A 14,587-nucleotide genomic window follows, 5' to 3' on the forward strand; every position below is an offset into this window, starting at 1 on the left:
AGAGGAACGTCCGCACATCCGAGGGCCGCAATCAAGGCGGCCCGCAAGCGGACCGCGCCGGCCCGGCCCCGGCCTGCTGGCGACCTTCGGCCGGCATCAGCGTGGCCGGCCGGCCACGCTGATGGGACGCAAGAGCATGAGGGCTGAGGCGGGACGATCGCAGTCGGGGTTGCTTCCCGTCGAGGTTGGGGCGATCGGCTGCCGCGCAGCGGAGCTGCTTGCCCCCGGACTTTCGTAGGCATCGCCCTCGGTTTGATGACGACGAGGACCAGGGCGTGACCCATCCCCCGGGTGCCCGATCCTCTACGCCACCCGCCCGGCATCAAGGGCGCTGCGCGTCGGCACGCCGATGGCCTACGGCCACCCTTGACCCCGACCGGGCGACGCAGTTTTTGGCACCTATCCGGGGGATGGGGGCAGACTGGCGGCCACCTTTTCACCGGGAAGCGGATGGCCTACAAGCGCCAGACGATGCCGACCGGGTAAGGTGCGGCCTCTTCAGCCGTCGCACACCGTGTTGGCGTAGCGGGCGAAGTCCTCGGGCGTATGGAACGTGGCGACGTAGCCGCCGTGCTCCCCGCCCTCCCACCGCTTGGTGAGGATCATGGCGGAGCCGGTCCGGCCGCGCAGCTCGCTGATCCGGAACGGGAAGTCCTCCACTGCGCCGCCGTCCCTGTTCCACGCGCTCAGGTTGTAAATCTGGCCGTCGCCTAACGTGGGCGGTGCCAGCTTCGTCTGCCAGCTGGCCGCCGGGTCGAGCAGCACGACTTCCTCTGCGGTGCGGGCGCTGCGGCCGGGTTCCCGCTCGAGCTGGATTACCTTGTCGGTGACCCCGCCGTCGTCCTCGCTGAGGTAGAGGGTGATCCCGTCGGTCCCCTTGCCCCGGCACCAGTCGAATACCCCGACCAGCCGGCCGTCGGCGTCCAGCCGTACCCCGACCGCGCCCTCGGTGGCCGGGCTGCAGCCGGTCAGCCCGGCCAGCACCAACGCGCAGATCAGTCCCAGCATCCCCGTCCGTCGCATCCCTTCAGCGTGAGCATCGACGGTCACCAGGCGATCACGACGATAGAACGGCTTGACGGCATCGAGGATCGGCTTCTACTGGGAGGGAGCGACAGTCGCGTGCCCCTTGCGTGCCCGTTCGGATGGGTGCCGACGGTCAACGGCGGTCAGCTCCTGGACGTGGCGGCCAGAGTGGCGAAGCAGGCCAAGCCAGGTCACTGCCGAGCGGCTTCCGCCCGTGTCCACACTTTCTAAGCCGTGATCCTCAGCGGGGGGTCAGGCGACCCCAGCTTGACCCCAGCGGAGCGCAACGCCGCGCCATTCGAGGAACGTCGGCACCAAGCCGGCAGCGAGGTGATCGGCACGCCCGCCGGCCATGCTCCCTCCTACGGATCAGAAGGTTAGGGGTTCGAGTCCCTTCGGGCGCACAAGAAAACAAGGGCCTGACCTGCCGCCCAAGACTTCTCGCCGCCCCGCCTGCCTCGTCGCCGCCGGAAGACTCGTCGATGGACTGGCCACCGGGCCGGCCGGCCGCTCTCTGTCAGCAATGCCATCGGGGTTGCGCCGGGCGGTCATGCTCAGACACATGATCCGGTTTGCGCTCAACGTGCTGTGGCTCGTTTTCGGCGGCGGCCTCGTCCTCGCCGCCGGCTACGGCATCGCCGCGCTGATCTGCTTCGCCTTGGTCATCACGATCCCGTTCGGCGTCGCGTCGCTACGCCTGGCCGTCTACTCCCTGTGGCCGTTCGGCCGCACCATCGTGCCCAAGCCCGGCGCCGGGATCGCCTCAGGGCTGGCCAACGTCCTGTGGGTGGTGCTCGCCGGCTGGTGGCTGGCCCTGTCCCACATCCTCGCCGGCATCGCGCTCTGCCTCACGATCATCGGCATCCCGTTCGGCATCGCCAACTTCAAGCTCATCCCCGCCGCGTTCTGGCCCCTCGGGCGCGAGGTCATCGATGCACCATAGAACTGCGGCCACCTGATCTGCAGTGACAGCATCGTCCCTGCATGCCTCCACCTGCGCGCCTCGGTGATCTGGATCGAAGAGCTCACCCGGACAACCCGTTGATCACAATAGGATGCAGCAGTGACTGGCGGTGAGCGAGGGCGACGATGACGCAGGTGGACACGGCGGAGACCGGGCAGGGCGACGCCGGCCGCCGGGATACCGGCGCCGGGACTTGGCGCGCGCGCATCCGCCGGGTGATACGCACCGTCTCCCGGCCGAGCCCCTGGAAGCGCGGCCTGCTGCTCGCGGCGCTGGCGCTGCTGCTCGGCCTGATCCTGCTGCTGCACGCGCAGATCACGGACCGCGGGGGCCTCGGCAGCCTGGTGGAGACCTTCCTGCCGTGGTTCGGCCTGTTCATCCCCGTACTGCTGATCGGGGCGCTGTGGCGTCGTTCCGCCTCCGCGGTGGTCGCGCTGCTGCTGCCGGCCGTGGTGTGGCTGAACCTCTTCGGCGGGCTGCTTGGCGACAAGTCCCGTCCGGGCGGCGACCTCACCGTGGCCGAGCAAAACGTCAACGCCGACAACCCCGACCCGGCCGGCACCGCCCGCGACCTGGCCGCCTCCGGTGCGGACGTGCTGGCCCTGGTGGAGCTGACCCATCAGGCCACGGGCACGTACGAGAAGGAGTTGGCGAAGGCGTACCCATACCACACGGTGCAGGGCACGGTCGGGCTGTGGAGCAAGTTACCGCTGTCGGACACTCAGCCGGTCGACATCCAGATGGACGCCGGGCCGCTGGCGGCCACCAAGCCGGTCGACATCAAGATGGCCTACAACCGGGCGCTGCGCGCCACGGTGACCACGGACCAGGGGCCGCTGGCGGTGTACGTGGCCCACCTGGGGTCCGTACGGGTGAATCCCAGGGCGGGCTTCTGGACGGCCCATCGGGACAGAAACGCACAGTCGCTCGGCGAGGCCATCGCCGCCGAGCGGAACGAGCGGATGGTGCTGCTCGGCGACCTGAACGGCACCATGGACGACCGCGTGTTCGCCAGCATGACCTCGCAGTTGCGCTCGGCCCAGAGCGAGGCCGGGAACGGCTTCGGCTTCACCTGGCCGGCGAAGTTCCCGATGGTGCGGATCGACCAGATCCTGGTCCGCGGCGTGAAGCCGGAGAGCTCCTGGGTGCTGCCGGCCACCGGCGGCGACCACCTGCCGGTGGCGGCCAGCATCAGCTGGTGAACCCCGCGTAAAGCTCCGATTCCGTCTCGGGATCCGGGAGCACGCACCTCAGGCGTAAGAGAATGATGACCAAGGTCATCGGCTCGAAACGAGGTCCGTCAGGCGATCGCCGACAACGAACGCCTCACCCCGGCGGACCTCATGGCGCGGGGTCCGTGCCGAGTTCGGGGTGACGCCGAAGGAGTACCAACGGCTCGTTCGCTTCGAGGCTGCCCGGGGCCGGCTCGTGGCCGCCGCCAATGCCGGAAAGTTCAGTCTGGCGGCGGTGGCCGCCGCCTCGGGTTTCGCCGATCAGGCCCATTTCACCCGCGAGTGGCGGGCCATGGACGCGTGCACCCCGGTGGAGTGGCTACGCGCCGAGGGCCTGGCTCCGCGGTGTGTGCCAGCCGATGATCGGCCACCCGGCAAGGAGCGCGCGGGCGGTTGACGACCGGTGTGGCCGGGTTCGTTCCCAGACGTTCAAGACTCTGCCGATGCCCGATCCCATGATGGGGGCATGAAGTAGCTCTCCCCTCGTCTGATCGTCTCCGATCCGGACTCTGCGTCGGCGTTCTACCAGGTTGCCCTCGGCGCCGAGGAAGTGTTCCGGGCCCCACCGGGCGACGACGGCCGACCCACCGTCGTCGATCTCCGTATCGGCCGTTGGTCCTTCCGGGTCTCGCCTGCCGTCTCGTCGTGGGGGTGGCTCTCACCGGGTGATATCGGTGGATCCGCGGTCCTCCTCGAGGTCGAGGTCGATGACCCGGACGGAGTAGACGACCGCATGATCGCCCACGGCGCCAAGGTGATCGTGCCTATCGAGAACCGGCCCTACGGCAAGCGCTCGGGTCGCATCCGTGATCCGTCCGGCCATCTCTGGATCATCACAGGCGAGCTGCGCTGAGGCCCGACCGGCGACCCGTTGAGCACAGGTCATGACCACTCCTCGCCGCGCACTCATCCTCATCGACGTGCAGCAGGACTACCTCGGCGGCGGCCCCGCTGGAGATCCAGTGCCCGCCCCACGCCGAGTCGCTGCCGCAGATCACGCACACGATCGACGCGGCCACCGCCGCGGGCATTCCTGTCGTCGCCCTGCAGCGCACGATGGGCGAGGCGCACCCGGATTCAGGGAATGAGTCCGTGCCGGCGGGCGGTGGTGACGGCGGCGGTCCGGTGGGCGGCGCCGAGTTTGCGGTAGATGGCGCGGGTCTGGGTTTTGATGGTGTTGAGGCTGACGTGCCGATACGCCGCAATCTGCCGCAGGGTCATCGGTGCGGGTAGCAGCCGTAACAGGGCGTGTTCTTGGGCGGTGAGTGTGGTGGGTTGGCGGATGGCTCGCTGTGCTGGGCGGGGGTACCGGTCGAGTCGGTCGAGGAGTTCGAGCAGCGGACTGTGCGGGTCGGGGAACTCGTCGATCAGAGCGCGGGCCTCGGTGATGCAGGCGGCGGCGCCGACGTGATCGCCGGTGTTCAGGTACAGCTCGGCCAATTGGGTCAGACCGCAGAGAGTGGGCCAAGGGCTCATCCCGGGGTTGCGTCGACGTAGTGCGAGGGTCAGCTCGAGCAGGGTTTGCGCGCGGCCGTGCTCGCCCTGATGGATGGCGACGGCGGCTTGGGCGATGTAGGCCATGTTGGCCTGTGGCGCCTGTTGCAGGCCGCAGTGTTCGGCCAGCTCTTGCGCGGCGGCGGCGGTGGCTGCGGCCTTTTCGTGCTGGCCCAGATGGTGTTGCGCGAGCGCGAGCACCCCGGTGGCAAGGGTACGCACCATGGGGGTGGCGGCGTGGCTGGCCGTCGCGCGGCTGAGGGGTTCGAGGGCTGCGTGCGATTTGTCGCCGAGGTAGTGAGCGCAGCCGAGGGCGGCGCGGGCCATGGCGTACCAAGGGCTGGTGGGGTCGGTTTCCTGCTCGACGGCGGTGTGCGCGGCTTCGGTCATCGGTTTGAGTCCGTCGAAACCGAAGACGGCCCGGACCAGGGCGGCGGCGGAGGTGACCGATGCCGTGCCGTCCGGTAGCGGTCCTGGGTGGCCGAGGTGTTCAGCGATGCCCAGCCAGTGTTCGACGGCCGGGCGGTCGCCGCTGACGGCGGCGACCCAGGCGGCCGCGATGGCCGCCGGGGCGCTGGCGGAGACCGTGTCGGCGCCGAGGCGGTCAAGCCACGCGCGTACGGTTACCCGCCGCCCGGTGTTGATCGCCGCCATGTAGGCGGAGGCGATTGACGTGATGGCGGTGCCGGTGTCGCCGGCGGTCAGGCTGTGCTCGATCGCGTCTTCGGTGCGGCCTTGCGCGCGCAGCCAGGCGGCGGCACGGCGGTGCAGGCGTGCGAGCATGTGCGGTTCGTCGCGGTGCAACCGCTGCCGTAGGGCGTGCTGGATCAGGTGGTGGTGGCGGAACCATTCACCGGTGGTGTCCAGCGGAACCAGCAGCAGCCCGTTTGGGTGGCGCGAGTCGAGGGCGGGCAGGTCGTCGCCGGCCACCGCCTGGGCCAGGGCGGTGGTGAGCCGCTCCAGGACCGCGGTACGGGCCAGGGCCACGGCCTGCTGCCGGCTGAGGCCGTCGAGGATTTCCTCGGTGATGTAGTCGTCGAGGTGGCCGTGGCTGGCGGTCAGCTGGGCGAGCACCGTTGCCGCGTCGGCGTGGTGCCGCATCGCGCGGGCGGCCAGGTGCACCGCGACGGGCCAGCCCTCGCTGGCGTCGATCAGGGCCTGCGCGGTGCCGTCGCGCAGTTCGACTCCGGCGGTGGCGGTGGTGGCCAGCCAGGCGGCATCACCAGCGTCGAAGCGCAACTCGGTGGGACCGATCTCCAGCAGGCGTCCGCTGGCTCGAAGCCGGGCCAGGCGCAGTGGTGGGTTGCGGCGGGAGGCGACCAGCAGTTGGCAGTTGGGCGGTTGCGCCGCGACGAACGCGGCGAGCTGGCGGTGACACGCCGGTTCGGTGAGCAGATGGCAGTCGTCGAGGGCCACAGTCACCCCGGTCGTAGCGGCGTGCGGGGCGAGCGCCGCGCACACCGCGGGCAGCACTGCGGTGTCGATGTCCGGGTTTGTCTGGCGCAGTAGCCGGGCCACGGTCGTCCACTGCGGTCCCGGCGCCGCTGCGGTCAGCGCGGCGAGGATGCCCGACCACAACAGCACGGGGTCGTTGTCGCGCGCGTCGACGGCGAGCACCGCCAGCACCCGGCGGCGGCCCGGGTGAGCGTGCCACAGTGCCAGCAGTGTGGACTTGCCGTACCCGGCGGGGGCGATCAACGTCACCAGCCGCACCGCACCGGCATCGTTAAGTGCGGCAAGCAGCTTGGGACGGCCTGCCCATTCGGGCTGCACGGCGCGAACATGGATCTTGGGCGCGACCAGCGCCTCCACCACACCGGCGGGTCGGCGGGTCGGCCGCGCGGCAGGCCAGCCCGGTCCCATGTTGGTGGGAAGTCTCTCGGGCACCGGCTGACACACCCCCTGCCTCCGGCGCGCACCGATGGTGCCCGATCCGTCACGCATAGTATTGGCGAGGGGGTGGCCTCAGTCAATCAAGGGGCCGGGCCGCCGCGGACGTAACGGATACCGCCGCCTGCTGCGATGCCAGCGTTGTCGCCTTGCTGACAGCCCAAAATCGGCACCTTTCTGCCTCGCGCGGCACCTATCCGAGGGGGTGATACGCCCTCAATCCACGCGGGCATCATCCGGCTTTTCACCCCTCGGGCCTCCAGGGTGGGGTGATGCGCCATCACCCCTTCGAATGCGATACCTGTGGGCGGCGCCCGACACCCGCCGATCCGCCGCCGAGCCAACGACCGGACCCGATCTCCTTCCTTTCCCGCACCATGGCGTTGATCCGTCGCTTCTGACGCTTCGAGTCGGTGCTCCTTGCAGTTGGTCGACGGGTGGTTCCCGGGTCCTTTCCCCATCTCTTCCTGTCCACAGCTTCTGAGAGGTGTCCCATGCTTCCGACCGCCATCTGGCGTCCCGCCCGACCCTTGCGACGCAGGCTGATCGCCGCCGCCGCGGCATCGTGCACTACGTCCGCACGCTGTGCGGGCCCGGCAGTCCGCAGCACTTGAGCGCCACTTGATGTTTATGGCCGCTCAATCGCTGCTCAGCATGACTTCCGATTTCAATATCAATCTTCGGTGAATCGACTATTCGCATTCTCGGCCTGTACAAATATCGGTTCGCACAATCCTGACAGTCCGCTTCGGACTTTCGTTGATCCCGCGTGGAAAGGCTCATCCATGCCCGCAGCACAGAACGGCCAGAAACCCACACAGTCGACGACCGGCCCCCTCGACGGCGCAACACCGGCAGACCTCCTGCCCGCCAGCGGCGATCATCCGGTAGAGGTCGTCCGCTACCAGTCGGTGGTGCTGACCGACATCCCGGGCGCGAAGCCGGCCCGGAAACTGACCGGGGCCATCGACCTCGGCGAGGAGAACCTGCCGTTCTACGACCGCCCCGCCGAGGGAATGATCGTCACCACCGAGCAGAGCTGGGCGGTGAAGGGCGTCACGCTGGGCCGGCTGCTGCACAGCCTCGCCCTGGCGCCCGGGGAGAGCACCAGAGTCGCCGTCGTCGACTGGGAACGGCGCACCCGCGGCACCGGCACCGAGGCGACCAGCGAGAAGGACCAGCTCACCAGCCGCACCGACCAGGACCGCTCGATCTCCGAGGTGGCCAACACGATCGCCCAGGAGCAGCAGCACGGCACCTCCTCGATGCAGCAGGCGTCGACGTCCTCGAGCAAGGGCGGCGGCGGAGGAGTGGCGCTGTTCGGCCTGAACCTCGGCGGCACCTGGAGCAACTCCTCCAACAGCGGCTTCGCGACGAACGTCGTACGGTCCACCGGCATCCGCTCGGTCGCCTCGGACGCCGCGCAGCAGATCAGCGCACGTACCCAACAGGTGGCGACCGCGGCTCGTAGCCGGCACATGACGGTGGTCCGGGAGACCTCGCAATCGGAGAAGGAGCAGGTCACCACCCGGGTGGTGACCAACTACAACCACATGCACGCACTGTCGGTCCAGTACTACGAGGTCGTGCAGGTCTACGAGGTGACGACGAAGCCGGTGACCGCCGAGCGGTGCCTGTTCATCCCGTTGCAGGAACTCTCCTTCACGCACAACAACCTGCAGCGGTACAAGGAGGTGCTGGCCAGCGTGTCGCCGAAGGACTGGGCCACCCGGATCCGCGACGCCAATCCACTCGAGTCGACCGTACGCAAGCTGGAAGGTTGCACCGCGACGGAGGCACCGGCCCATCAGTTGTTCGAAGGGATCGACCTGCTCGACCTCGCGGCGTCGGCCATGGGCGTCTACGGTGTTCGGAAGCTCGACGGGGCCCCGGTGCGCTTCGATCCCATCGCACGGCAGTGGAATCCGCTGCCCACCACCGGCCTGCCCGCCAGCGGCCTGAAACGGATCGCGCCGGGCAAGGACACGGTCTGGGGAATCCGGCCCGACAACGCGATCATGATGTTCGACGGAACGACGTGGCAAACTTCTCCGCAAGGCGCGTCCGGCCTGGGAATCGCCAGTGGCAGCGACGGCACCACCATCCTGTGGGGGACCTCGGAGGTCTACCAGCTGGTCGGGAGCGTCTGGCAGAAGTCCGTCATCACTGTCGACGATCTTGCCGTGGTCAACAGCGAGCGAGTCTGGTACTGCAAGGACGGCAAGACCTTCGAACGGACGGGCACGACGTGGACCGAGCGTCCGGCGCCCGCTCCGGGCATCGTGAGCTTGACCGCGGCGCCGGACGGTGTCATCTGGGGCGTCACCGGCGACAAGAAGATCATGATGGTCGAGCCCGGCTCGTCGACATGGACACCCGGCAAGATCGGGACCGCGCCCATGACCGCAGCGGTGCCAGCCAAGATCGTTTCGGCCGGTGGCGGTGAGTTCTGGCTGATGAACGACAAGGGCGTGCTCTACCGGCTGCTGACCGCGCCGCGTGAGGCGCTCACCGCGTTCGACGACCCGCCACCGCCGGAGTCGGGGTGGCCTACCAAGATCGACGTGTGGTGGGACAACGCCGGCATCCGCAGCGTTCGGCTCGTCATCCCCGGCCACACGTACCGCTGCGGCGACACCGGAGGCTCGGGCGTGCTACAGCATGGATCCTACGACTTCAAAGCCGGTGAGAAGCTGCTCTCCGTCGACTACTGGACCGGCACGGCCGCCCGGGGCAGCCTTGCCGGGCTGCGCCTGACGTTGCAGACCGGGATGGTCAGCTTCGGCCCCGCCGCCGGACCGACCACGCCGGACCTGACCGAGGACGCCGGCGGCGCGGCGATCTGCGGGCTGCTCGGCTCCACCGTCCGCACCGGCAGCCGGACCTACATCGCCGCGCTCGGCTTTCATCTGCGCGGCGGGAAGGTGCCACAGGCCGTCCTGGACCACCTCAACGACAACCGTCGCTACTACAGCCAGGCCGTCTGGGCGAACGCTGACGAGCTGACTCTGAGCCGTATCCTCGCCAACTACTCCTACCTGCCGCCGGGCAGCAAGGGTGACGCGGTCCCGCTCGGCATGCTGCTCGACCCGAAACCGGTCGCGGCCACCGGCAACTATCTCGGCTTCCGCTGGAACTTCAGCAGCGAGCAGGATCGGCAGGACTGGCTCAAGGCGCGTTCGGCGGACAGCACGATGCTAGGCAAGTCGGTCACCGCCAAGGTCGGCATCGCTACCAACGGCGTCTTCGCCGAAGCCGTCCTGGGTCGTGCCAACGCCGCCGAGAAGATCGACCTGACCCGATTCTGGAACTGGAAGGACTCGCCGATCCCGATTCTGCCCACCGACATCGCGGCGGTCAGCACCGGCACCCGCAACCAGGAGGTGGACGTCAAGGTCGCCCAACTCGGCGCAAGTGAGGCCAAGTTCCAGACGGTCGCGGCCCTGCCCGACCCGGCCGCCACCCAGGCGGCGATGCAGGTCCTGTCCACCGCCAACCTGTTCAAGGACATCGCCGGCGCGGCTGAGATGAGTCAGATGCTCAGCAAGGGCATCGAGGCCGCAGCAAGCAACGACAAGGAAGCCGGCGCTCGTGCCAACGAGGCCATGAAGACCGCCGCCGAACACCAGCAGAAGATGGCCACGATCGCCGTCGAAGCGGCGTCCAAGCTGGTCCCGGCCGGAAAGGCCGCGAGCAGCCTCAGCGCCCTCGGCGGAATGATGAACCAGGCCAGCAACGGCAACGGCTCAAACACCTCGGACGATTCCGAGGAAAAGTAGCGGAACCGTGTGCCGGTCCAGCGTGCGCTGGACCGGCACCGCGGCACCCGAGCAGGTACTCGCACCCCGTGAGGAATGGCCTGCGGGCATCCACGAGCACGATTGTGGGGCCGGACCTGCGGGGATGCGGCCGGACGGGGCTGGTGTGAGCCGGACGCCGCCAGACTCCGTCACTCTCTGCTTGCGGCGGCCCTTCTTGCGGATCTTGTCGCGGGTGCGGCGGGCGGCGGTGAGGACGAGTGGTCTTGGCGATCTCGGCGAAGACCGCCAGCCGCTTGCCGCCGCCATCCCGACATCCGCACCTCTTGAAGATCACGCCTGAGGTCGCCATGGTGTGGCCTCCGTCCTCGCCGCTCATGGTTCAAGGATCCGGTGGCGGTGACGGCGTTGAAGGTCGGTGCCCGGGGTGTGTGGGCCAGCAGGCCCACCAGGCACCAGCCGTCATCCTCGCCACCGGATCTGCCTGGCGGCCCTCGGCGGACTGTTCGCGCCACGATGAGGGTTGCGTTTCCAGCGGTCGGATGAGGCACTGGCGAATCGCGTTGAGGCACGATGGACGGGTGGATGTGCAGCTGCTGGTGGTTGCGGACTGTCCCAACGAAGGGCCGGCCGTTGTGGCGCTGCGCCGGGCGCTCGACGAGGTGGGCCTGTCAGCTGTGCCGTTCACGGTTCGGGTGGTGACCAGCGAGGCCGAGGCCGAGCAGCTCGGTTTTTTCGGCTCACCCAGCGTTCTCATCGACGGCGGGGACCCGTTCGCCGAACCCCACCACCGTCCGGCGTTGGCGTGCCGGCTATACCGAGACGAGGCCGACGTGTCAGGCGTGCCGCCGGTCGGACTCCTGCGCCAGGCACTCAAGCGGGCCGTGGATTCCAGCGCCTGACGGGCGTCACCGCCGCTGACCGGCACGGTGCTCCCAGACAAGCGGCGGCGGGTTCAGCGGCGGACCGTGTAATGGCGCAGCCATCGGTTCAGGTAGGCCAGCAGCCCGGCCAGTGCTGCGGCCGCTACGAGAAACACCCGACCGGCACCGGTTACGCTGGCCCCAGCCGCATAACCCGCGTCCAAGATCAGGGGTCAAGCCCCGTCTCGGCGGCGGGTCAGCGGGTCGGGGCGCCGAGGGGGCGGCGGCGGGTGCGCTCGCGGCCGAGGATCCACAGCGCCTCGACGCCGTCCTTCCAGGTGATCTTCTTGCCCTCCTCACGGCCCCGCGCCCGGTAGCTGATCGGCACCTCGTAGGGGCGGATCCGGCGGCGCAACAGCTTGCCGGTCACCTCCGCCTCCATACCGAAGCCGCGCGAGCGGACGTCGAGCGAACGGTAGAGCTCGACCGGCATCAGCTTGAAGCAGGTCTCCAGGTCACCGATGTAGGAGTTGAACAGCACGTTGGCAGCCATCGTGACGCCCTTGTTGCCCATCACGTACCAGAAGCTGTAGGCGCTGTGGCTGCCGAAGGTGCGATTGCCGTAGACGACCGTGGCCCGCCCGTCGAGCACCGGATCGAGCAGCTTGGGAATGTCCTGCGGGTCGTATTCCAGGTCGGCGTCGAGGATGACCATGAAGTCGCCCTCCGCGTTGTCGACCGCCGTCTTGATGGCCGCACCCTTACCGGCGTTGCGCTGGTGGGTGATGACCCGCAGACGCGCGTCGTCGGCCCGGCCGAGGATCTCACCGGTACCGTCCCGGCTGCCGTCGTCAACCACGACCAGCTCGATCTCGCACGGGTAGTCGACCGCCAACGCCTGCTTGAGAGCATCCGCGATGCGTTCTTCCTCGTTGTAGACCGGCATGAGGATCGAGAGCTTCACGGGAATCTCCACGGTGGCGACAATACGTCGGCCCTAGCCTAGCCTGGCTGGTCAGCGGGGCGGTGCCCAGCACCGTGGGCATCGACCGTGGCGGCCTCAGGAAGATGGTGTTTACTTCCGCCATGTCGGCAGCCGGCTACCCGCTCGCCCTGGCCCCCGTCGCCGCGATCGGACTGCTCACCGTCGCCCTCCGGCCGCTGGCCACCGAGACCGTGGCGCCGCTGCGCCTCGCGCTGGTCCGGGCCGCCCTGGTCACGGGCGCCTTCGCGGTGCTCACGGTGGAGGTGCTCGGCGCGCTGGGGCTGCTCACCCTGCCGGCGTTCGCCGTCGCCTGGCTGCTCTTCCTCGCCGCCGCGGGCGCGGTCGCCGGACGGCGCCGCCGCCGGGACGCCGCGCGACGGGCGGCGGCGGCCGTCGCGGCGCCACGCCGCGCCCTGGTCGGCGCGACCACCGGCCCCACCACCGGCGCCCCGGCCCCGCCGCCCGCACCGGATGCCGGCGCGCCGGGCGCCGCCGGGGCCCGCCGGTCCGGCTGGTGGACCGGTCTGGCCGAAGCCTGGCGTACGGCGGGGCGGGGCGAGCGCCTGCTCGCCGGCACGGTCGGCGGGCTGCTCCTGGTCGAGCTGCTGATCGCCCTGCTGGCCGAACCGAACAACTTCGACTCGCAGACCTACCACCTGCCGAAGGTGGAGCACTGGGTGGCCCAGGGCGACCTCGACTTCTGGCCCACCGCCATCCACCGGCAGGTGACCATCCCGCCCGGCGCCGAGTACCTGCTGCTGCACCTGCGCCTCTTCACCGGCGGCGACGCGCTGCACCACCTGGTGCAGTGGGCCGCCGGGGTCGGCGTCCTGCTGGCGGCGACCCGGATCACCGCCCAGCTCGGCGGGAGCCGCCGGGCCCAGCTGCTCACCGCGTTCGTGCTGGCCACCACGCCGATGGTGGCGCTCCAGGCGACCAGCACCCAGACCGACCTGGTCTGCGCCGCCTGGGTGGCCTGCGCGGCGACGCTCGCGCTGGACGGGCTGCGCCGGCGCACCGGGGTCGGGACGATGCTCGGGCTGGGGGCGGCCACCGGGCTGACCGCGGTCACCAAGACCAACGGCCTGATGGCGCTCGGGCCGCTGCTGGTGCTCTGGGGGCTCGCCCAACTCCGGCTGGCGCGGGGCGGCACCGCGCGGGAGCGCGCCGGAGCGGCGCCCCACAGGGCCGGCGCGGTGGGCGGCCCGGATGCCGGTCACGCCGGTGGGGCTGCCGCGCCCGGCGGCCTCCGGCCGGGGCACCAGGTGGCCCGGACGGTGACCGGGTCCGTGCTGATCCTGTTGGTCGCGGCGGTCGTGGTCGGGCCGTTCCTCGCCCGGGTGACCGCCGAGTTCGGGCACCCGCTCGGCCCGCCCCGGCTGCGCGAGTCCGTCCCGATGGAGCGACACGACCCACCCTCGGTGCTCGTCAACGCGCTGCGGATCGCGCACACGGCGTTCGACACCCCGCTCGCGCCGCTGCGCCGGGCCGGCGCCGAGGCGATCGTCGCCGGCGCCGAGCTGATCGGGGTGGACCCCCAGGACCAGGCCACCACCTTCGGGCGGGAACGCTTCCCGGTGCCGTCCTGGTACCCGGACGAGGACCGGGTGGCCTTCCCGCTGGCCGGGGCGCTGGCGCTGATCGGGACGGGGTTCGCGCTGGCCAGGCCGGGCCGGGTCGGCCCGACGCAGGCGGGGCCGCTGCGCGCGTACGCGGTGGTCGTGGTGGTGGCCGTGCTGCTGCACACCGCCATGGTCAAGTGGCAGCCGTGGGGCAACCGCCTGCTGCTCTACGCGCTGACGCTGGCCGTACCGCTGGCGGGGCTCTGGCTCGACGCGCTGTTCCGGCGCCGGTCGGCCGCGCGGGCCGGCGGCACGGGCCGGCGGTCGGTGGCGGCCGGGCTCGCGGTGACCGTGCTGGCCGCCTGCGCGCTGGCCGGGGTGCTCGCGGTGTCGTACGGCTTCCCGCGCCGGCTGGTCGGCGCGGGCTCGGTCTTCACCGCCTCCGAGTGGGAGACCCGGTTCCTGCGGCGTCCCCAGTGGGCGGAGGAGTTCCGCTGGGCGGCGGGCGCGGTACGCGCGACGGACGCCCGCCGGATCGGCCTGGTGCAGCAGAACGACAACTGGGAGTACCCCTGGTGGCTGCTGCTGCGTGACGCCGACGGCCGCCCGCCGGAGCTGGTGGCGCTGCAGTCCGTGCTGCCTGGGCGCCCGCCGGCCGACCCGGCCTCGGTGGACGCGATCGTCTGCACCGGCAGCCGGCCGGCGTGCGCGGAGCTGGTGCCGGCGGGCTGGCGCGTCGAGTTCCGGGGCTACGTCGGCTACGCCCTGCCGCCCGGGCGCTGACCCGCCCGGCGCCTCCTGGCCGCGCACCGC

Annotated in this window: 9 protein-coding genes and 1 pseudogene; 7 read left to right on the top strand and 3 right to left on the bottom strand. The window is 70.3% G+C overall.

The window, feature by feature from the left end; all coding sequences use genetic code 11:
- Nucleotides 1-498: 498 nt before the first annotated feature.
- Nucleotides 499-1,023 carry a hypothetical protein gene (locus ACGF5C_RS23485; protein WP_393304802.1) on the bottom strand — a complete coding sequence of 175 codons (525 nt, stop codon included), beginning with the start codon at nt 1,021-1,023 and terminating at the stop codon, nt 499-501.
- A 565-nt stretch (nt 1,024-1,588) separates the two neighbouring features.
- On the opposite strand from ACGF5C_RS23485, the gene ACGF5C_RS23490 reads away from it, so the two are divergent.
- The 4 genes and pseudogenes from ACGF5C_RS23490 to ACGF5C_RS23505 all read left to right on the top strand — a co-directional run bounded on the left by ACGF5C_RS23490 (nt 1,589) and on the right by ACGF5C_RS23505 (nt 4,075).
- Complete coding sequence (locus ACGF5C_RS23490; protein WP_393304803.1) at nt 1,589-1,969, top strand: YccF domain-containing protein; 381 nt, start codon at nt 1,589-1,591, stop codon at nt 1,967-1,969.
- 146 nt (nt 1,970-2,115) lie between these two features.
- Complete coding sequence (locus ACGF5C_RS23495; protein ID WP_393304805.1) at nt 2,116-3,192, top strand: endonuclease/exonuclease/phosphatase family protein; 1,077 nt, start codon at nt 2,116-2,118, stop codon at nt 3,190-3,192.
- A gap of 142 nt (nt 3,193-3,334) precedes the next feature.
- Nucleotides 3,335-3,619 (top strand): annotated as a pseudogene (locus tag ACGF5C_RS23500) (helix-turn-helix domain-containing protein); the annotation flags it as partial.
- 93 nt (nt 3,620-3,712) lie between these two features.
- On the top strand, nt 3,713-4,075 hold the full coding sequence (locus tag ACGF5C_RS23505) for a VOC family protein (RefSeq protein WP_393304868.1): 363 nt from the start codon (nt 3,713-3,715) through the stop codon (nt 4,073-4,075).
- 224 nt (nt 4,076-4,299) lie between these two features.
- Here the strand turns inward: ACGF5C_RS23505 and ACGF5C_RS23510 are convergent, their stop codons facing one another.
- The gene (locus ACGF5C_RS23510; protein ID WP_393304807.1) at nt 4,300-6,603 is read right to left on the bottom strand and encodes a LuxR C-terminal-related transcriptional regulator; all 2,304 of its coding nucleotides are present in this window, start codon (nt 6,601-6,603) and stop codon (nt 4,300-4,302) included.
- Between the two features lie 686 nt (nt 6,604-7,289).
- Between ACGF5C_RS23510 and ACGF5C_RS23515 the strand changes: the two genes are divergently transcribed.
- The gene (locus tag ACGF5C_RS23515; protein ID WP_393304809.1) at nt 7,290-10,385 is read left to right on the top strand and encodes a hypothetical protein; all 3,096 of its coding nucleotides are present in this window, start codon (nt 7,290-7,292) and stop codon (nt 10,383-10,385) included.
- A gap of 560 nt (nt 10,386-10,945) precedes the next feature.
- Complete coding sequence (locus ACGF5C_RS23520; protein ID WP_393304811.1) at nt 10,946-11,266, top strand: hypothetical protein; 321 nt, start codon at nt 10,946-10,948, stop codon at nt 11,264-11,266.
- A gap of 217 nt (nt 11,267-11,483) precedes the next feature.
- Here the strand turns inward: ACGF5C_RS23520 and ACGF5C_RS23525 are convergent, their stop codons facing one another.
- Nucleotides 11,484-12,191, bottom strand: coding sequence for a glycosyltransferase family 2 protein (locus ACGF5C_RS23525; protein ID WP_393304862.1), 708 nt, complete (start codon nt 12,189-12,191; stop codon nt 11,484-11,486).
- A gap of 122 nt (nt 12,192-12,313) precedes the next feature.
- On the opposite strand from ACGF5C_RS23525, the gene ACGF5C_RS23530 reads away from it, so the two are divergent.
- The gene (locus ACGF5C_RS23530; protein WP_393304812.1) at nt 12,314-14,557 is read left to right on the top strand and encodes a hypothetical protein; all 2,244 of its coding nucleotides are present in this window, start codon (nt 12,314-12,316) and stop codon (nt 14,555-14,557) included.
- Nucleotides 14,558-14,587: the final 30 nt, after the last annotated feature.

The sequence above is a fragment of the Micromonospora sp. NPDC047620 genome (assembly GCF_043205005.1).
Classification (GTDB): Bacteria; Actinomycetota; Actinomycetes; order Mycobacteriales; family Micromonosporaceae; genus Micromonospora.

What these genes read in the sequence shown, in the direction of transcription:
- ACGF5C_RS23485 (WP_393304802.1), bottom strand. Translation starts at nt 1,023, where the DNA reads ATGCGACGGACGGGGATGCTGGGACTGATCTGCGCGTTGGTGCTGGCC.
- ACGF5C_RS23490 (WP_393304803.1), top strand. Translation starts at nt 1,589, where the DNA reads ATGATCCGGTTTGCGCTCAACGTGCTGTGGCTCGTTTTCGGCGGCGGC.
- ACGF5C_RS23495 (WP_393304805.1), top strand. Translation starts at nt 2,116, where the DNA reads ATGACGCAGGTGGACACGGCGGAGACCGGGCAGGGCGACGCCGGCCGC.
- ACGF5C_RS23530 (WP_393304812.1), top strand. Translation starts at nt 12,314, where the DNA reads ATGTCGGCAGCCGGCTACCCGCTCGCCCTGGCCCCCGTCGCCGCGATC.